At 51.7% G+C, this 18554-nt stretch carries 18 protein-coding genes; 8 read left to right on the forward strand and 10 right to left on the reverse strand.

The window, feature by feature from the left end; translation table 11 throughout:
* Positions 1-4 precede the first annotated feature (4 nt).
* From HZB62_14550 to HZB62_14585, 8 genes are read left to right on the forward strand one after another with little or no spacing between them, the layout of a single operon-like run.
* On the forward strand, positions 5-856 hold the full coding sequence (locus tag HZB62_14550) for a substrate-binding domain-containing protein (protein MBI5076368.1): 852 nt from the start codon (positions 5-7) through the stop codon (positions 854-856).
* Positions 853-2877 carry a HAMP domain-containing protein gene (locus HZB62_14555; protein MBI5076369.1) on the forward strand — a complete coding sequence of 675 codons (2025 nt, stop codon included), beginning with the start codon at positions 853-855 and terminating at the stop codon, positions 2875-2877. Before HZB62_14550 ends, HZB62_14555 begins: the two co-directional genes overlap by 4 nt.
* Positions 2877-3362 (forward strand): purine-binding chemotaxis protein CheW, encoded by a 486-nt coding sequence (locus HZB62_14560; GenBank protein MBI5076370.1) that lies wholly within the window; start codon positions 2877-2879, stop codon positions 3360-3362. Before HZB62_14555 ends, HZB62_14560 begins: the two co-directional genes overlap by 1 nt.
* Complete coding sequence (locus HZB62_14565; GenBank protein ID MBI5076371.1) at positions 3334-5310, forward strand: HEAT repeat domain-containing protein; 1977 nt, start codon at positions 3334-3336, stop codon at positions 5308-5310. The genes HZB62_14560 and HZB62_14565 overlap by 29 nt, the downstream gene beginning before the upstream one ends.
* The gene (locus HZB62_14570) at positions 5303-6166 is read left to right on the forward strand and encodes a protein-glutamate O-methyltransferase CheR (GenBank protein MBI5076372.1); all 864 of its coding nucleotides are present in this window, start codon (positions 5303-5305) and stop codon (positions 6164-6166) included. The genes HZB62_14565 and HZB62_14570 overlap by 8 nt, the downstream gene beginning before the upstream one ends.
* Positions 6163-7245 carry a chemotaxis response regulator protein-glutamate methylesterase gene (locus tag HZB62_14575; GenBank protein MBI5076373.1) on the forward strand — a complete coding sequence of 361 codons (1083 nt, stop codon included), beginning with the start codon at positions 6163-6165 and terminating at the stop codon, positions 7243-7245. Before HZB62_14570 ends, HZB62_14575 begins: the two co-directional genes overlap by 4 nt.
* 51 nt (positions 7246-7296) lie before the next feature.
* Positions 7297-8070, forward strand: coding sequence for a GAF domain-containing protein (locus HZB62_14580; protein MBI5076374.1), 774 nt, complete (start codon positions 7297-7299; stop codon positions 8068-8070).
* A 12-nt stretch (positions 8071-8082) separates the two neighbouring features.
* A complete protein-coding gene (locus HZB62_14585) occupies positions 8083-8460 on the forward strand; it encodes a response regulator (protein ID MBI5076375.1) in 378 nt (125 codons plus the stop codon).
* Positions 8461-8590: 130 nt separating this feature from the next.
* Here HZB62_14585 and HZB62_14590 read toward each other — a convergent pair whose 3' ends face one another.
* From HZB62_14590 to aroF, 10 genes are all read right to left on the reverse strand, one after another.
* The gene (locus HZB62_14590; protein ID MBI5076376.1) at positions 8591-10501 is read right to left on the reverse strand and encodes a hypothetical protein; all 1911 of its coding nucleotides are present in this window, start codon (positions 10499-10501) and stop codon (positions 8591-8593) included.
* A gap of 58 nt (positions 10502-10559) precedes the next feature.
* Complete coding sequence (locus HZB62_14595) at positions 10560-10952, reverse strand: hypothetical protein (GenBank protein MBI5076377.1); 393 nt, start codon at positions 10950-10952, stop codon at positions 10560-10562.
* A 184-nt stretch (positions 10953-11136) separates the two neighbouring features.
* On the reverse strand, positions 11137-11418 hold the full coding sequence (locus tag HZB62_14600) for an integration host factor subunit beta (GenBank protein MBI5076378.1): 282 nt from the start codon (positions 11416-11418) through the stop codon (positions 11137-11139).
* Between the two features lie 13 nt (positions 11419-11431).
* Positions 11432-12280 carry a signal peptide peptidase SppA gene (gene sppA / locus HZB62_14605; GenBank protein MBI5076379.1) on the reverse strand — a complete coding sequence of 283 codons (849 nt, stop codon included), beginning with the start codon at positions 12278-12280 and terminating at the stop codon, positions 11432-11434.
* Positions 12277-13857 carry a 30S ribosomal protein S1 gene (locus HZB62_14610; GenBank protein ID MBI5076380.1) on the reverse strand — a complete coding sequence of 527 codons (1581 nt, stop codon included), beginning with the start codon at positions 13855-13857 and terminating at the stop codon, positions 12277-12279. Before HZB62_14610 ends, sppA begins: the two co-directional genes overlap by 4 nt.
* On the reverse strand, positions 13857-14702 hold the full coding sequence (locus HZB62_14615; GenBank protein MBI5076381.1) for a 4-hydroxy-3-methylbut-2-enyl diphosphate reductase: 846 nt from the start codon (positions 14700-14702) through the stop codon (positions 13857-13859). The genes HZB62_14610 and HZB62_14615 overlap by 1 nt, the downstream gene beginning before the upstream one ends.
* Positions 14703-14715: 13 nt before the next feature.
* Positions 14716-15378 carry a (d)CMP kinase gene (locus tag HZB62_14620; protein MBI5076382.1) on the reverse strand — a complete coding sequence of 221 codons (663 nt, stop codon included), beginning with the start codon at positions 15376-15378 and terminating at the stop codon, positions 14716-14718.
* A complete protein-coding gene (aroA, locus tag HZB62_14625) occupies positions 15375-16667 on the reverse strand; it encodes a 3-phosphoshikimate 1-carboxyvinyltransferase (GenBank protein ID MBI5076383.1) in 1293 nt (430 codons plus the stop codon). Before aroA ends, HZB62_14620 begins: the two co-directional genes overlap by 4 nt.
* Positions 16654-17508: a prephenate dehydrogenase/arogenate dehydrogenase family protein gene (locus HZB62_14630; GenBank protein ID MBI5076384.1), complete on the reverse strand. Its 855-nt coding sequence runs from the start codon at positions 17506-17508 to the stop codon at positions 16654-16656. The genes aroA and HZB62_14630 overlap by 14 nt, the downstream gene beginning before the upstream one ends.
* Positions 17509-17511: 3 nt before the next feature.
* The gene (gene aroF / locus HZB62_14635) at positions 17512-18537 is read right to left on the reverse strand and encodes a 3-deoxy-7-phosphoheptulonate synthase (GenBank protein MBI5076385.1); all 1026 of its coding nucleotides are present in this window, start codon (positions 18535-18537) and stop codon (positions 17512-17514) included.
* Positions 18538-18554: the final 17 nt, after the last annotated feature.

Below are 18554 nucleotides of genomic sequence, written 5' to 3' on the forward strand. Positions count from 1 at the left end.
GAATATGAAAACGAATGTGTCGGGAACTGCGCAAAAGGGAATGATGAACAAAATTGCGGTATTCATGGCTACGGCTCTGTTGATGGTTGCGGGTTCTGCTTCTGCAGGAGAGAAGATCACGGTCGCCGGGGCCGGAGGCATGATCTCCCTGGTCACGGAACTGGCCAAAGCCTATATGGCCGAGCACAGGGACACCGTGATCGAGGTGAACCAGAAATCACTTGAGTCGAAGGGCGGCATCATGTCAGCAGCAGATGGCAAGGTGGCCATAGGCATGGCTTCGCGTCCGCTCAAGGACGAAGAGAAGAAGCTCGGCATCTCGGCAGTCGAGATCGCGCGCGTGGCCAATGTGCTCGGCGTCAATAAAAGCATATCCCTGGCGGATATTACGTCAGAGAACGTCTGTAAAATATATTCCGGCAGGGCAGTGAAGTGGAGTGAAGTTGGCGGGCCGGCAGAACCGATCATGGCGCTGACGAGACAGGATGCCGATGCTACCAAAGAGGTTGTCAGAAAGCACATTGCCTGTTTCAGGGATCTGAAGGAGCCGGCCTCTGTGGTCATGGTATCGACCCATGCCGAGATGAACAAGATCCTCTCCACCAGGCCGTTTACGATCGGCTTTACTGATACCATGGCTGTTGAAGATTCAGCCGGTGCTATCGTATCCCTGAAGCTCGACGGTGTTGCACCAACTTCCGAGAATGTCAGAAACGGCAAATACAAGATGATCAAGAATATGAACCTTGTGGTGAAGGGAGAGCCGCGAGGTGAGGCAAAGGCATTCATAGACTTTGTCAAGGGACCCAAGGGTACCAAGATCATCGAGGCGAATAAGGCTGTCGCGGTCAAATGATTTTTAGAAAATCCATAACAGCGAAGTTTATCACTGCGGTGTTTCTCGTCCTGCTGGCCGTCCAGTCTGCCGGAACCATAGCGTTCGTTCTCTATATCCGTTCATCCTTTCTGGAAGAGATCAACCTGCGCATGAACCGGGCAGCTTCGATCATGGCAGGCGTGAGCATGGCGCCGCTCCTGAGCTATGATTTTGCCATGATCGATACCTATCTGGATGAAGTGGCAAAAGATGAAGAGATCACCTCCATCCATATTATTGACAGCCAGGGCAAAGTGGCCAGAGAGAAGATCAAGACCAACGATACCCACATCAGTTCGCTGAACCCCTTCCATTTCAAAAAGGCCATGATGATCAGCGTGCCGGTTAATTCCGGCGCCACCAAACTCGGGGAGGTCGCGATCCACTTCACAGGCAAGAGCATTAACGACAATATCAATAAAAGCATGATCATTATCATGGCCTATCAGGGTATTGCACTGGTGCTGCTTGGATTCGTTATGATCTATTTCTTTAACAGGAATATCAAGAGGCCTGTTCAGACGATAAATAGTGTCGTTGAAAAGATCACGAACGGCGACCTTACCGCGACAATACCTGACCTTGGTGAAAATGAGATCGGCAGTATTGCGAAGGGAGTCGGAGTTCTCGCGCGACGGCTTACGCAGATGATCGCAAAGATCAACGAAACTGCGGCCAATGTCGGTATGGCTATCAAACAGGTCGATCATACATACCGGATCGCAAGCGAAGGGATCAGCAGTCAGGCTGCTGCAGTGAAGAACGGTATCCGCTCGATCCATCTGGCGAACAAGTCCCAGCGTGAGGTGAGCGAGAGCATCGAAAAGCTCCTGAATTTTTCGACGGAAAATGCAACGTCACTTCTTGAGATGAAGGCCACGGCCGAGGAGATGTCGTCCCAGACGCAGCGTCTTTTCCGTTCCACAGAGGATTCCTATTCCGTGGTGCTCGAGATGTCCCAGACGTCGAAGTCCATATCGGCCAATTCAGGCCAGGCACTTTCTGCCGTAGAGGACACTTCTGCCTCGGTAGAAGAGGTAGGCGCCTCAGTGCGGGAGGTGGAAGAGCACGCGATCGATTCTTCCAAGATCGCTGATAAGGTGAAGGAGATCACTTCCGGAGACGGTATGATGTCTGTGGTGAATGCCATTGAGGGCATGGAAAGTATTTCGGTCCAGGTGCAGAAATCTGCAGAGATCATCCAGCGGCTGGGAGCCAGGTCTGTTGATATTGAGAAGGTGCTCTCGGTCATCCGGGATGTTACTGAACAGACCAATCTGCTCAGCCTGAACGCTGCCATTCTTGCTGCCCAGGCAGGGGAGTATGGAAAGAGCTTCTCGGTTGTGGCAGATGAGATCCGCGCTCTTTCGGAGCGAACGGCAAGTTCGACACGTGAGATCGGCGGCATTGTAAAAACTATCCAGAAGGACATCAAGGATGCCGTGTATGCAGTGGATGATGCAAAACTGAAGGTGGATGACGGCAATACCCTTGTGGTAAAGGTCGGCGAGGCACTGCGGGAGATCCTGAATGCGTCAATACAGTCCTCGGATATGACCAAGGCGATCGAGCGGGCAACAGGGGAACAGTCACTCGGCCTGTCACAGATCACCAATGCGGTAGACGACATCAGAAAGGTGATCGTCAGTGTTACCAAGTCCACCAAGGAGCAGGAAAATGCTCTGAGTTATCTCCTTGAGGGCGTTGGGGACGTGAAAGAGGTTGCTGAGCTTTCGAAGCGCGGTGCGAGCGAGCAGGCAGAAGGGACAAGGATCATATCGAGGAACATCGAACTTGCCAATGAGAGGATAAATCAGATCAATAATAATGAGCTGAATCAGAAGAAGGTGAATGCAGAGGTCATTACTTCCATGGAGAATATCAGCAGCATCGGGGTGGTCACCATGCAGAACATGGAGGATGTATCGAATTCTCTTAAAACGCTCTTCAGGGAGATCGAAGCCCTGAAGAATGAGATGGAGACCTTCAAGGTCAGCTGATGTCCAAGTTCACCATATTCAACATAGGCGAGGATGTATTCGGTCTGGATATCTCCCGTGTGTTCGAGATTCTGCGGGTGCAGAAGATCTTTTCCATCCCCGGGCTCCCGGGATTTCTGACAGGGGTCATGAGCGTGCGCGGTGCGGTTATACCGGTCATGGATCTCAGGCTGAGGTTCGGAGTGAAGCCCGCAGGCAGGAAGGAAAGGATCATCCTGGTCAGGTACGGCGATGAAAAGATCGGATTCCTGGTTGATGAGATCCGGGAGATCCTGCGGCTGGACCCGGAAGATATCAGGCCTTCCCCATCCATTTTCAGGGGATTCAAGACAGAGTATCTTACCGGCCTTGGCAAGAAGGGAGAGCAGATCATCCTACTGCTCAATATCGACAATCTGCTGACATCGGAAGAGAAGATCTGGCTGAAAGAATCAAAGGAACTGCTGGAGGATAAAGGTGCAGGAACTGGAAAAACAGCTCAATAGCGACAATAATATTGAGGTCAGGCGCCGGGCTGTCGAGCAGATGCGCGGCATGAGAGATGCCCAATGCATACCGCTCCTTATCAAGGCCATGACCGATGTGAGCTGGCGTGTAAGGAAGTCTGCGGTTGATATTCTCTTTGGCGAGTATAGCCTGGATCAGTACATCGGGGGTATCATCGATCTCCTGTATATCGAAGAAAACGCCGGCGCCAGGAATTCTGCTATCGAAGCCCTTATCAAACTCGGCAGAAAGGCTACACCTTACCTTATCGAGGGATTCAAGACCTCGAACCGGGATGTGAGGAAGTTCATCATCGACGTACTCGGAGAGGAGATGGACAGCAGGTCCCTGCCTCTTATCCTTGATGCGCTCAAGGACGAGGACGAAAATGTCAGGGCAACGGCAGTCGAGCATCTGGGAAAGGCTGGAGAGGTTTCGGTCGTTGATGCGCTGATCGAGATCCTTGACAGCGGAGACCTCTGGACCGCGTATCCGGCCGCTGATGCGCTCGGCAGAATAGGCAACAGGAAGGCAGTTCCCCATCTTCTTGAGGCCATGAAACGGAAGCCTCTTCGTGAGCCCGTGCTGAAGGCGCTGGGTATGCTTGCTGATCCGGCAACACTTGAACCGGTGATCGCGCTGCTTCAGGATGCTTCAAAGAATATTCAGGAACAGGCCCTGCGAACCATTGAGAAGATGTATCACCATGGGATCAGCGCAGAGGTCATTACCGAAGAATTCAGGCGGATCCTTGGCGACAAGGCGACAGACCTGCTTATTGCCCATGCCTGGTCAAACAAGAATGAAGTCCGGGTTTCGGCCATCGTGATGCTCGGACTGATGAAGGATGAGGCTGCGTACGGTCCGCTCCTTGATATATCGCATGAAGAAGAGTATGCAGAAGATGTAAAAGGGGCCTTTGTTTTTATCGGCAGGGACCGTCCGGAGTCGCTTCTGAAGCTCTTTGACAGCGGCAATCCTCATCAGCTGAGATTCATTGCAGAAGTGGCGGGTGAGGTTGCCTCCCCGGTGTACTATGACATGTTCGCAAGACTTCTGGACGATGATGACGGGCATGTGCGTTCCATAGCAGCGCGGAGCATCGCACGGCTGAACAAGTCCGATGCGGTCTCCATGCTTTTGACGCGGCTTGCCGATCCCTATGAGGATGTGCAGGAAGCAGCCGTTGACGCGCTCGGCATGCTTCAGCAGTATCTTCATCTCCAGGAACTTCTTGCAATGCTGAGGTCAGACTCTGCTGTTCTCAGGAGGAACGTCGCGCGGCTTCTTGGAAAAATGAAGGCTGACCGGGCAGTGAAAGAGCTCGGCTTTGCATTAAAGGACGAGAAGGTGGCTGTCAGGAAGGCAGTTGTGGGCGCTCTTTCCCAGATCGGTACCGATGAGGCAGTGCGGTATCTCAAATATGCGCTCACCGATGAGGACCCTGACATCAGGATCGCTGCAACCTTGAGTCTCGGCGCGATCGGCGGCGATGATATCCTTGACTCGCTGACCATCCTGACCGTTGATCCTGATAATTTTGTGAGGGTCTCTGCTGCCAGGGCGCTCGGCATGCTCAAAGACAGGAATTCAATAATTATCCTGGTGCCTCTTCTGCATGACGAAAGCGGCTTTGTGGTCACCACCGCGATCGAGGCGCTGAAGGCCGTGGGCGGCGAAGAGGCATGCAAGGCCATAGCCGGCATGCTTGCCTCGGGCGATGATGAAGTGAAGCGTACTGCCATAGCTGCTCTTGGAGATTTCGAAGGAGTAATAGACCTGCTTGTCCCCTTTCTGCGCGATCCTGACTGGGCAGCAAGGATCGCTGCAGTAAAAGCCCTGGGCAGACACAGCCAGACTGAGGTTCGGATGGAACTTGAGAAACTTCTTGATACCGAGGAAGATCCGACAGTAGTCAAGACCGTGGAGGAGATACTGGGTGTTTGAGCAGGAAGAGATCATTCCCCTTCCGGAAGATGTCTTCAGACTGATCCGGGACATCATTAAGGACTATTGCGGTCTGTTTTTTGACGATAAGTCCCGCTATCTCCTTGAAAAGAGGCTTTCGCGCCGCGTGAGAAATCATCATCTGACCGACTTCAGGGATTATTACCGTTTTATCCGATATGACAAGAGGGCAGAAGAAGAGCTTACCGCTATCATGGATGTGCTTACGGTTAATGAGACCTATTTTTTCAGGGAACAGAACCAGCTTAAGGCCTTCAGTGAGGAGATCCTTGAGGAACTGAAGACCGGCAACAAGGACAAAAAAACGCTCAGGGTCTGGTCAGCCGGCTGTTCAACCGGAGAGGAGCCCTATACGATCGCCATGCTCATCAACGAACGGGGACATTTTAACGGATGGGACATCGAGATCCACGGCAGTGATATCAACCAGCGCGTTCTCCAGACAGCCCGCCGCGGTGTGTACCGCAGGAATTCGTTCCGGGCGACGGAGCCCTATTTCATGAGCAAATACTTTATGGAAGAAGACGGCTCTTTCAAGATCAGTGATGCAGCCAGAAAACATGTAAACTTCAGTTATCTCAATCTGCTTGATCCGTTCAAATCAAAGTTTCTCGGCAAGATGGATGTCATCTTCTGCAGAAACGTGCTGATCTATTTTGATAATGCCTCCCGCAGGCGCGTTATCGAGAACTTCCACGACAGGCTTGTTGATGGCGGGTATCTGCTGTTAGGTCATGCAGAGTCCCTGATCAATATCTCGACCTCCTTTACCCTGAAGCATCTGAAAAATGATATGGTGTACCAGAAACCTGACGGCAGTACGGGGATGAAATGAAGACCAAGGTGCTTATTGTAGACGATTCTGCTTACACGCGGCAGACGATGAAGAAGATCCTCGAGGAAGAACCGGCCCTTGAGGTCGTAGGCATTGCCACTGACGGTATCGATGCCATGGCAAAGACCCTGCGGCTCCAGCCTGACATTATTACCCTTGATTTTGAGATGCCGGGCATGGACGGATTCAGTTTTCTCCGGTGGCTGATGCGGGAGCGGCCGACGCCGGTGATCATGGTCACATCCCATGCTGATTCAAAAACGGTATTCAAGGCCCTTGAGCTTGGCGCGGTCGATTTTATTGCGAAGCCGACACGCCGTGCATCGGTCGAACTCGAGACCATTGAACGTGACCTGCTCAAGAAGATCAAAGGCCTCAAAAATATCAGGCTCGATATTCTGAGCAAGAATCTCGAACTGCTTGATCAGGAAGAGGAAGAGGAACAGGAGGTTGCAGGAGCGGACCGGGGCAGGACGAGCAGAAATGCCGTCGAGATTGTTGCGGTAGGATCCTCTACCGGAGGACCAGCAGCGCTGCAGATCATTCTGACGCGGCTCCCTGCTGATTTCAGGGCGGCCATGGTGATCAGCCAGCATATGCCGAAGGGCTTTACCGGGCCGCTGGCAGAGAGACTTGACCGGATGTCCCAGGTCAAGATCAAGGAAGCAGCAGAAGGAGATATTATAACTGCGGGAACGGTTTATATCTGCCCGGGCGGTGAGCATCTCAGCCTGAAGAACCGCGGGAACAAAAAGCAGGTTGCGCTCAAAGAGGGCAGGTTTGAAGATAAGTATATCCCGTCTGTTGACCATATGATGTCATCGGTTGCCGAGCAGTACGGCGCTGCTTGCCTGGGAGTGATTCTTACCGGCATGGGCAATGACGGCAAGCACGGGATGCTGGATATAAAAAAGCAGGGTGGTTATACTATAGCAGAATCTGAAGAGACTGCTGTGGTATTTGGCATGCCGGGAGAGGCGATCAAGAACGGCGGGGTGGAGAAGATCCTTCCCCTTACCGAGATCTCTGCGGAGATCATCAGGATAGTAAATACCCCATCTGTCAGAGGGAGAAATTGAGTGGTGGAAAAAGAATCCAGTTATCTGAATAAGGCAGAAGAGTTCATCCAGATGTTCAAGAAGGGTGAAGAATTCACCAAGGATATTCTGAGGGAAAATGAGAAACTGAGGTTCCGGGTTGCGCAGCTCGAGGAGTCGGTCGAGCGCTCCGGTGATGAGGCCAGGACCAAGCTCTATGATGAGCGGATAAGGCTGCTTGAGCTTGAACTGAACTCCCTGAAGGACAAGTTCGTCGAAGTTGAAGAAGAGAATAAGGATTTTGCCTCAAAATATCTCGGCGTCGAAGAGGAGAACAATAATCTTGCCAACCTCTATGTCGCCAGTTACCAGCTCCATTCTACGCTTGATTTTTCCGAGGTGCTGAGGATCGTTGTCGAGATCGTAATCAACCTTATCGGCGCAGAGCAGTTTGCGGTCATGCTTATTGATGATAAGACGAACGATCTTGTTGCTGTTGCCACAGAGGGCATTCAGGCATCCGAGTCGCTGCGGGCAAAGATCGGAGAGGGTATCATCGGCAGAGTGACCAAGGAAGGCGAAAGTTATTTTGCCGCAGACCTGAGCGCGATGCATGAGTTCAATTCGTTTGAACCGATCGTCTGTATTCCGCTCAAAATAAAGGAGCATGTTATCGGCGTTATTGCCATCTATAAACTGCTTACGCAGAAGTCAGGGTTCAATAATGTCGATTATGAGCTTTTCAATCTCCTCGCAGGCCATGCTGCAACAGCGATCTTCTCGTCCCGGCTGTATACCCAGTCGGAGAGGAAGCTGACAACCATTCAGGGGTTTCTGGACCTTCTGAAAGACAAACCGAAGAGATAGGAGGAGAGCTGGATGCCGAACATTCTTGTGGTAGAAGATTCACCGACCATGCGGCAGCTGATCAGCTTTGCCATGAAACGTATTGCCAATTCGCATGTCATAGAAGCAACGGACGGCGTTGACGCATTGAAGAAGCTCTCGTCTGACAAGATCGATCTCATCCTCTGCGATATCAATATGCCGGTGATGGATGGCCTCAAACTGGTGAGCCTTGTGCGCGGCAATGCGACCTTTAAGGATATTCCGATCATCATGGTTACGACCGAGGGGGCAGAAGAGGACCGGAAGAGGGCTATCGCGATAGGCGCCAATGCCTATCTCCCCAAGCCCATCCAGACACAGGAACTGATCAAGCTGGTGAATACCTATCTTGGCGGCAGTGCGAGTTAGCCTTATCTACAGGCGCATGTTTCGAATGTCAGCTGCGGGCTGAATCAGCTTAGAACCCATGAAAAGGTCTTATGGGTGTGTGAAAGAAATAGATGAAGAGGGGCGGGATGCTCCGCCCCTCTAGAGAAAATTACAACCCTTCTACATTGTGGCAGGTTCCACACGAGTTGGTATACGGGATCGGCATTGCCTTGCCAGGATCAACTCCCTTCACTCCCTTGTTGTCCTTCCTCGGGACATCAAATACATGGGAGGTGATGTCATTCATCCAGTAGTTCTTGCCGTCTTTATTCGCAAGACCCTTACCGAAACCTGAACCTGTCTGCATAGTCTTGGGATTATGGCAGTCAGCGCAGTGGATATTGCTGTGGGCCATGCCGACCTTTGCCGAAGTATGTGCCTTTACATCAGATATATCCTTGTGGCAGCCGACGCAGAGCGTGTTCTTCTCGTCCATCACAGGGGCGCGAAGCTGATGCCTCACCTCAGTCATGCCATGTGGATCATGACAGTCTGTGCAGACCATGATATGGTTCCCGTTCCGGTACTTCTTTGACTTCACAAAGTCAGTGCCCTGCTGATGGTGGGACTTGGAATGGAGTCCGTCAGGCCAGAAATCATTCTGCGCAGCGTCTTCCCTTGTGGTGAAGTTCACCAGATAGTCATTTCTGCTTGTGCCAGGGAGCATCATTCTATTATCTTTGTTTAAAGGCTGGTCGTTTTTGAGATTGCCCTGCGGCCTGCTGTGGCACTGTTCGCAGATCACAGAAGCTCTTTCAGGCGAGAGCTTTCTCGGGCTTACGATAGTCGAGGCTTTATTTGCCTTCGGCGCCTTCACATGATCAGAGCCCGGGCCATGACAGACCTCGCAGCCGATATTCAACTCATTCGGTATGCCGTCACCGTCAATATCCATCTCTCCGTTAGGATCATTGACAGCGCCTGCAACATAGTCACCGGCCACGGTCTGGGTAAGGGTGTAGCCGGTATAGTGACAGGAGGCGCATTCTATATCAAAGGCCTTTTTCTTTGGCGGGTCGGTCAGTTTCTTTGCCTCTTCATTGTAGAACCAGTCAGCATGATAATCCCTCCAGGGTTTGCGTCCTCTGTCATTGAAGCTTTCGTCTCCCATGGTATTGAACTGGACAAAGGGGAAGAGGGCATTGCCGGACCTGACAAGGTATCTCTGTTTGAAGATGCCTCCTCCGTAAGTCATCTCAACGGTATAGGTCCTTACAGGGTCAGAGGCGTCTTTCATGTTCTCTGTTTTGAATTTCAGCTTGCCGTCTGTGTCCTTAAAGAAAGTGGCCTTCAAGCTTACGGTTGCAGGGTCTGTCGGCATCTTTTCAGATATCTGATATTTATCAAAACCCCTGCTCTTGTCAAAGCTGTGGAAATAGAAGGTTGTACCTGCCATCAGCTTTTTCAGACCTTTGTCAAAATCAGGGAACCTTGAGGAGTCCTGCAGTTTGCTGTCCTTGCCTGCTACGCGGATGCCCAGTTTGTGGAGCGTTTTCTTTTCGGCCCCATACGTCTGGTGGCAGGAGATGCATTTTGATGATCCGACATAGGTTGCCTCAGGAGATACATTGCCTGACAGCAGGATCTTCACGGTTTTGCCTTTGAATTCTACTGTTGACATGGCCTTATTGGACTTGTCGCCGCCCGGCAGATAGGTCTTGTCAGCAGGCTGGACATAGATAAAGTATTTGCCGTCAGGGATGCCTGCGATATTGAAGCTGCCCTTTTTGTCTGTTGTTCCTTTCCTATATTTATCAATATTGGCAGCGAGATTATCCTCCAGAGGTTCATCATTGGGAGAGTTTCTCCTCACCTCGATCGGGGTCTTTGCCAGTGCCGCGACATCCGCTGCAGGGATCAGATAGACCTCTGCTTTTATAACAGCCTGCCCTGATCCGTCATGGACATTACCTTTCATGCTGTTCTCATTCGTCTTCTTGCCCTCGGCCTGAGTGTCATAAAATGCGAAACCAAGTGCGCAACATAGAACGAGCAATACGGTTAGTATTCTGCGATTCATTGTGTGACCTCCTAATAAATGTTTCAGATTGACAACGTAATAGAACTTAGCGTCCTGATCAGACATATGAAGACTGCGGAGGAGAAAGACCGGATACGGTCTTCGAGTAAAAAAGCGGCGGACTTACCCCTGAAAAGACCTTCAGTCTGCCTGCCGCCATCACAGGCAGCTCAGTGTCAGGGACAATAGTCGAAGGCGCTGCAGGGAAATACTCGCTCCGGGTGGGGGTTCCCTTAGCAGGATAGAAGAAAAGTGAAAGATGCTGATGGTTTTGGACCGATGTATTGCCGACTATGGGGAAATTATAAAGAGGGACTGCATGGTATCTCTCGGTAAGCTGGAAAAAATGGTATTTCTGAAGCCGCTCGCCGCGGCTGCAGGGGAACATTACTGCAATGATGAGATAAGGGATGAGAAAGGCAGTCTTGATCAGTAATGATTGAACGCCCATATCTTATTTAATCACATCTTCGTGTCCTTTTCAATGCAAATAGTCCTGGCCAGCCAATAGCGCGGTGATCCAAGCGTCGTGATGTCAAGATATTCTGCTGAAAAAAAGCAAAAAATCAGAAGAAAAAAAGCCGTCAGTATCCGGATCGATCTGACGGCCTTCTATAAAAGCGGAGATAAAACTGTTACTTGGCGTTCAGGGCTTCTTTGAGCGCTTTGCCGACCTTGAAATACAGGACCTTCTTGCCCGGCACATCAACACTCTCGCCGGTCTTCGGGTTCCTGGCCTTTCTGGGGTTGCGGTTCTTCAGACGGAAGTTCCCAAACCCGCGTATCTCGATCTTTTCGCCGCTCATCAGGGCCTTTTTGATGCTCTCAAACACGGTATCGACAACGATCTCTGTCTGGCTCCGGGTAAGTCCTTCGACCTTTTCCGAAACCTTTTCAATAAGGACTGATTTTGTCATATAACCTCCATTCCTAAGGTGTATAGAGAAACTTTATTCTGAGTGTCGGGAAAATGTCCGTAAGTTCCTTCGGGAATCTGCTCTTGAGGAGTTCCATGATGGATGTCTTTTCTTTTTTCTCCACCAGATCAGGCTCTCCGGAAATGCCGACTAATTGTGCTGTTTTCATTATCGTGTCCTCGAGTGTGCCGAGTTCATCGATCAGCTTCTGTGCCCTTGCCTGCTCTCCGCTGAAGATCCTGCCGTCAGCTATTGTCCTCACATCCTCGATCTTGAGTTTTCTTCCCGCTGCCACGGCCTTAATGAACTGTTCATGTACGTTGTCCATCACCCCCTGGAGAAGTTCGCGCTCTTCAACCCCCATTTTTCTAAAAGCCGATGCCATATCCTTGTGTTTGCCGCTCTTGATCACTTCGGTAGTTATGCCGATCTTGGTCATAAGGCCCTCAATATTCGGTATCTCCATGATAACGCCTATGGAGCCGGTCAAGGTGCCGGGGTTGGCGATGATCATGTCCGCAGGGGCTGCAATATAATACCCGCCAGATGCGGCGATCGAGCCCATCGATACAACCACTTTCTTGGCGGCAGCAGCTTTTTTAACCTCTTCGTAGATCTCCTGTGAGGGGGCAACTGCCCCGCCCGGGCTGTCAATTCTCAGAACTATGGCCTTGATCGAACGGTCCTTTGTATGCTCCTTGATCTCGTCAACGATATTTCTGGAGTCGAGGATAGGCCCTTCAATCCTGACCAGTGCTATCCGGCTCCCAAGAGGGATCTTCTTCTGAATAAGCGTCAGCGAAAGGCTGATGACCAGGAGGCAGAGCAGGACGATGCTTATGACGATACAGGCTTTTTTCACTGCTCAGTCTTTCCCACATGTTTCATGCTGAGACCGATCTTGCGTTCATCGGTATCTATCCTGATGATGCGGGCTCTGATCTGGTCTCCGTCCTTGATCGGCTCCCCCTCAGGCTGTATGATCTCCGAGGAATAGATAAGCCCTTCAACGCCCCCTTCCATCTCAAGAAAAATGCCAAAATCCGTAGTCTTCAGGACTGTGCCGCTGATCTCGTCACCGAGCTTGAACTGCTCCGGTATCCTGCTGACCCAGGGATCGGGCTCAAGCTGCTTAAGGCCAAGGGCTATTTTTTCCTTTTCGGTATCAATAGTGAGAATGACCGCATCTACCTTCTGACCTTTCTTCAGCAGCTCTGAAGGATGTTTTACATGTTTTGTCCAGGACATATCGGATATATGGATGAGACCATCAATGCCTTCCGGAAGGCCTACGAAGGCGCCGAAGTCAGTAATGCTTCTGACCTTGCCTGATACCGTCTGCCCGGGCTGGTAATGTTCCCTGACCAGCTGCCAGGGACTCTGCTTTGTCTGGCGTATGCTCAGCGAGAGCTTGCGATCAGCCTGATCAACCCTCATTACGGTCGCTTCTACCTGTTCGCCGACCGAGAGATACTTCGACGGATGTTTCGGTCTTGGCGACCAGTCGATCTCCGAGACATGGACAAGCCCTTCGAGACCGCGTTCGATCTCGATGAATGCGCCGTAATCGGTGATACTTACGACTTTGCCCGTAACCCGCGCTCCCAGCGGATATTTTCCCGCAATGTTTTCCCAGGGGTCAGGGTTCTTCTGCTTGAACCCGAGCGTCACTTTTTCTTTCTCTGCATCATATTTAAGAACCTTGACCTCTATAGTGTCGCCGACAGCAAAGAATTCGCTGGGGTGACTGATCCTGCCCCATGAGATATCAGAGATATGAAGCAGTCCATCCAGTCCGCCGAGGTCCACGAATACGCCATAGTCAGTGATGTTCTTGACCGTTCCGTGGATGAGTGCGCCTTCGGCGATCCTGCCGAGGGTTTCACCCTTTTTCTGAGACCGCTCTTCTTCAAGGATGATCCTCCTTGATACAATGATGTTCGAACGTTTGCTGTTCATCTTGATGATCCTGAAAGACATCACCTTGCCGATCAGGCTGTCAAGGTCCTTGATCAATTTGATATCGATCTGAGATGCAGGAAGGAATGCCTTGACATCGCCGATGTCAACGGTCATGCCGCCCTTTGTCTTTTCGATGATCTTTCCTTCGATAAGGGTGTTTTCCTGTGCTGCTTTTTCGAGGGAATCCCACGATTTTATCTTTGATGCCCGTTCTTTGGACAGCCGCATCATGCCCTCGGAATCCCGCATCTGTTCGACATATACCTCAAGGGCATCTCCGGGCCTGAGCTGCCGCATCTCCTCGTCAGAGAACTCTTCTCTCCTGATAAAGCCTTCTGACTTGTACCCGATGTCTGCCATGACACCGTCTGCCTTGATAGAGATCACTTTAGCCCGAAGCAGTGTTCCCGGAGAGATCGTCTGGAACGTCTCGGCGTAGAGCTTCTCCATTTCATTGTTGTTCATCGTTTCATCCATTACTGGCTTCCCCCTATAGCATGTATTCTTTTTTCTACTTTGCGTATGATCCAGTCAGGCGTCGAAGCGCCTGCCGTAATGCCGACCTTTTTCACATTGTCAAACCAGGACGCATCAAGCTCGTCTTCTGTTTCGATGTGATATGTCCTGACCGACATGGAACTGCAGAGATGTGCAAGCTGCGTCGTGTTTGCGCTGTTTTTGCCGCCGACAACGATCATCACATCCACCTTGCGCGCCATCTGCTCGGTCTCCTTGAGCCGCAGGGCCGTTGAGTTGCATATCGTATTATATACCTTTACTTCACGTGCATGTTCTATGATCTGTGAAAGGGCCTTTTTCAATGCCTCTATGGGCTGGGTGGTCTGAACAACAACGCCGACCTTCGGTTTAAGCTTCGGCAGCGCTGACTGTTCATCGAGCACGATCGCATCGTCGCCCGCATAGCTCACGATGCCCTTAACCTCAGGATGGTTCCTGTCGCCTAAAATAACGACCTGATAGCCGTTTTCCTTCAAAAGTTTAGCATAGTGCTGGGCATTTTTTACAAAAGGGCAGGTCGCATCAATGATCTTGATGCCGCGGGACAAGATCGTGTCGTGCGTCTGGCAGGGTATGCCATGGGTCCTGATGATCAGTGAGGATATCTTTCTGGCATCAAGGTCATCGACCTCGAGCGGGGATATTCCTTCCTCTGCCAGCTTTGCGATGACCTGCGGGTTATGGATGATCGGTCCAAGCGTGTACAGATCTTTTTTATTTTCCTTTGCCATGTCAAAGGTGATATCGATGGCACGCTTTACGCCAAAGCAGAAGCCTGCCCGTTTTGCCGTGATGATCTTCACGCTGCAGGTCTCTTCAATGTTCTTGATCCTGCCGTATGATCGAGAGTATCTTTTGGAATACGTCCTGCACGGACATGCCGGTGGAATCGATGACCACCGCATCATCTGCAATCCTCAACGGCGCCAGATCTCTGCCTGAGTCTCTGGCATCACGCTCCAGGATATCCAGCCGGATCTTCTCTTTGCTGACCTCATATCCCTTTGCCTGCATTTCGAGGGTGCGGCGCTCAGCCCGCTCTTCTGCAGAGGCATCAAGATAAAACTTTTTGTCGGCATAGGGAAAGACCACGGTTGTCATGTCCCTGCCTTCAGCCACCAGATCCGCATGGTGCAATGCTTCCCGCTGAATATCGAGCAGTAATTCCCGGACAAGACGGCGGGCAGAGAAGACAGATGCAAAGTGGCTTGCCTCAGGGGAACGGATCTCCTGGGAAATGTCCTTATGGTTCAGAAAGACCCTGCCTTTTCTGAAGGAAACGTCTATATGATCAAGGGCCGCTGCGATCTCGGTGTCGCCTGTTTCTTCATTCAGCCCCCGATGCAGGAGACCAAGGGCAACAGCACGGTATAGGGCTCCGGTGTCCAGGTATTCGTAACCGAGGTCCTGTGCAAGAAGTCTGGCAATAGTGCTTTTCCCTGCACCTGAAGGACCGTCAATGGCGATCACCCTGTTCATGCGGTCAACCTTCTGATCGTTGCGAAAAAGTCAGGGAATGAAATGGCAACCGCAGAGGCGTTGCTTATGCCTGTTCTGCCCGCTGCAAGAAGGCCTGCCACTGCCATGGACATTGCTATCCTGTGGTCACCATGGCTCTCGACTTCTGCTGCATTGAGGGTCTCGGCACCGGTTATGCTGATGCCGTCAGGGAATTCCTCAAGCACGACGCCCATCCTGGAAAGTTCCGAAGCCATTGCCTTGATGCGGTCTGACTCCTTGAGACGCAGTTCTTCAGCCCCCCTGATGATGGTCGTGCCCTCTGCACGCGCAGCGGCAATGCAGAGGATGGGGAACTCATCGATCAGGGAAGGCACCATATCGGCGGTAACCGTGCAGGCTTTCAGGCCTGTCTGACCTTTGCAGAAAATGTCTGCCACCGGCTCTCCTGATACCGCATGGACATTGTCTATAACAATATGCGCTCCCATGCTCCGTAACACATCAATGAGGCCGGTCCTCGTAGGATTGATGCCGACATTTCTCAGCATAACCTCTGCCCCCGGGATCAGAAGCGCAGCGACCATAAAAAAAGCGGCCGAGGAAAAATCACCTGGCACATCGATTTCCTGTGCATAAAGCTCCTTGCCCGAATGGATCGATACGTTCAGTCCGTCTGTTCTCAGATCTGCGCCAAAAGCAGGCAGCATGCGCTCAGTGTGGTCGCGCGACTTTGACGGCTCTGTTATCACAGTGCTTCCCCCACCTGCATAGAGTCCGGCAAGGAGAATAGCTGATTTTACCTGTGCGCTTGACATCGGCATGTCGTAGGAGATCGCCTTGAGGCTGCCGCCCCGGATGGCGAAAGGTGCATAACGGTTGTCGTCCCTGCCTGCTATATGCGCTCCCATGAGACCGAGAGGCTTGATGATCCTTGCCATGGGCCGGGAACGCAGAGAGCTGTCACCGGTCACCACAGAAAAGAACGGGTTCGCCGCAAGAACGCCTGAAAGCAGCCGGATCGTGGTGCCGGAATTTCCGCAGTCAATGATGTCAACCGGCTCCGTCAGGCCATGCAGCCCTTTGCCGTGAATAATAAGGGTATGCCCCTGGTCGTCGATCTCTATGCCGAGGGCCCTGAAGGCATGCATGGTGCTCTCTGTGTCCTGCGCCCTCAGAAAGTTCCTGACCACACCTCTGCCTTTGGCCAGAGAGGAAAACATGACGGCCCTGTGCGATATGGACTTGTCAGGGGGCGGCGTTACTTCTCCGGAGAACCGCACTGCTTTTGTTATCTCAATCCTGTCCAATGCTCTCCCTCGCAGTACTTGCCCTGATAAACTCCTGCCTGAGCGCGTCAGGTTGAACTGTTCTTAAATACGCCTCCATCCTGTTCAGGTTCTCCCTGAACAGCGCTATCATCTCAATAAGATTATTTCTGTTGAGCAGAGCAATGTCTGTCCAGATATCGGGAGAACTTGCGGCGATCCTGGTCATGTCCCTGAATCCCTGGCCGCAGTAGGACAGATACGACTGGTCAATGTCTGATACGGTATTGACCATTGCGAATGCAACGAGATGGGGAAGGTGGCTTACGGCAGCATACACCCGGTCATGCTGCGCAGGACCCATTGCCATTACCTTTGATCCCAGGCTGGACCATAGATCCATAACGCTTTTCAGTGCAGAGGGGTCAGATCGTTCTGTTGGCGTCACGACGCAGAGCGCATCACGGAACAGGTCAGCCTGTGCCGAATCAATGCCTGAACGGTCACTGCCTGCTATGGGATGGCTGCCGATGAAATGAACACCAGCAGGCATCAGCTCTTCAAGTTCATGAACGAGATCACCTTTTACGCTGCCCACATCGATTACGATTGCTCCTTTTTTGAAAGCAGGGCATGCCTGTTTTACCAGTTCAACAAAGGAGCCTGCCGGTGCAGCGAGGAGGACGAGGTCCGCGTCGGTGCATGCTGACGCAGGATCTGATGAAAAAGCATCAAGGATCCCCAAGTTTCTTGCACGCCCGAGGTTTTCCCTGCTTCTGCCGAATCCGGTCACATCGTTACATATGCCCTTCTTCTTAATGGCAAGGCTGAATGAGGCGCCTAACAATCCGACACCGAGAATAGCTGTCTTACGGAATGCCAACGATCAGATCTCCCTGCCGACGGCTGCTGCCACCGGTTTCATCTCTTTCATCAGCTGTTCAAACTGTTCCGGCTTGAGGGACTGGTCTCCGTCAGACATTGCTTCTTCAGGATTGGAATGCACTTCGATAATAAGTGCATCAGCACCTGCTGCAATAGCTGCCTTTGCCATGGGTGCGACCAGACTCCGCTTGCCCACGCCATGGCTGGGGTCAACCACAACAGGCAGATGGGTAAGCTCCTTCAACACAGGTACAGCACTCAGGTCAAGCGTATTCCTTGTAGCAGTCTCGAATGTTCTGATGCCGCGCTCGCAGAGCATGACGTTATGATTGCCGCGGGACATGATATATTCCGCTGACATGAGCCATTCCTTGATCGTCGATGAAAGACCGCGCTTCAATAGCACCGGCTTGTCCGACGAGCCGACCTCAAGAAGGAGCCTGAAGTTCTGCATGTTTCGTGCGCCGATCTGAATGATATCTGTGTACTTATTGATCACATCCATGTCGCGCGGATCCATGATCTCGGTGATGATCGGCAGCCCGGTCTTCTCGCGCGCCTCTGCAAGATACTGAAGCCCTTCTTCGCCGAGGCCCTGAAATGCATACGGGGATGTCCGGGGTTTATATGCTCCGCCGCGCAGGAACGTTGCACCTGAAGCCTTCACTTTTTCAGCAATGGTGGTGAGCACGGTCCTGTTCTCAACTGCGCAGGGACCTGCCATGACCGGTATCTTTTTGGCGCCGATCAGAATGCCGCGCACATTGATCACGGTGTTCTCTTTCTGAAACTCGCGGCTCGCAAGCTTGTAAGGCTTGACGATCCTGACCACATTTTCAACGCCGTGTGCAGCGCGGAAGGAGTCCTCTTCTTCCTCGGTCACCTTGGAGGTGTCGCCGATGGCGCCGATGATCGTCCGCTCCGTGCCTTTTGATATATGCGCCTGAAGGCCTCGGCTTTCAAGCTTCTTGACAATGTGGCGTATGTCTTCTTCCGTTGCTTCCGAACCTAATACGATAATATCCATTGCTTCTCCTTAATACG

The organism is Nitrospirota bacterium (genome assembly GCA_016214855.1).
Lineage (GTDB): Bacteria > Nitrospirota > Thermodesulfovibrionia > Thermodesulfovibrionales > UBA6898 > UBA6898.

Excerpts from the sequence above, each read along its gene's own strand:
- HZB62_14550 (MBI5076368.1), top strand. The coding sequence starts at position 5 with ATGAAAACGAATGTGTCGGGAACTGCGCAAAAGGGAATGATGAACAAA.
- HZB62_14555 (MBI5076369.1), top strand. The coding sequence starts at position 853 with ATGATTTTTAGAAAATCCATAACAGCGAAGTTTATCACTGCGGTGTTT.
- HZB62_14560 (MBI5076370.1), top strand. The coding sequence starts at position 2,877 with ATGTCCAAGTTCACCATATTCAACATAGGCGAGGATGTATTCGGTCTG.
- HZB62_14575 (MBI5076373.1), top strand. The coding sequence starts at position 6,163 with ATGAAGACCAAGGTGCTTATTGTAGACGATTCTGCTTACACGCGGCAG.
- HZB62_14580 (MBI5076374.1), top strand. The coding sequence starts at position 7,297 with ATGTTCAAGAAGGGTGAAGAATTCACCAAGGATATTCTGAGGGAAAAT.
- HZB62_14585 (MBI5076375.1), top strand. The coding sequence starts at position 8,083 with ATGCCGAACATTCTTGTGGTAGAAGATTCACCGACCATGCGGCAGCTG.
- HZB62_14590 (MBI5076376.1), bottom strand. The coding sequence starts at position 10,501 with ATGAATCGCAGAATACTAACCGTATTGCTCGTTCTATGTTGCGCACTT.
- HZB62_14595 (MBI5076377.1), bottom strand. The coding sequence starts at position 10,952 with ATGGGCGTTCAATCATTACTGATCAAGACTGCCTTTCTCATCCCTTAT.
- HZB62_14600 (MBI5076378.1), bottom strand. The coding sequence starts at position 11,418 with ATGACAAAATCAGTCCTTATTGAAAAGGTTTCGGAAAAGGTCGAAGGA.
- HZB62_14610 (MBI5076380.1), bottom strand. The coding sequence starts at position 13,857 with ATGGATGAAACGATGAACAACAATGAAATGGAGAAGCTCTACGCCGAG.
- HZB62_14620 (MBI5076382.1), bottom strand. The coding sequence starts at position 15,378 with ATGAACAGGGTGATCGCCATTGACGGTCCTTCAGGTGCAGGGAAAAGC.
- aroF (MBI5076385.1), bottom strand. The coding sequence starts at position 18,537 with ATGGATATTATCGTATTAGGTTCGGAAGCAACGGAAGAAGACATACGC.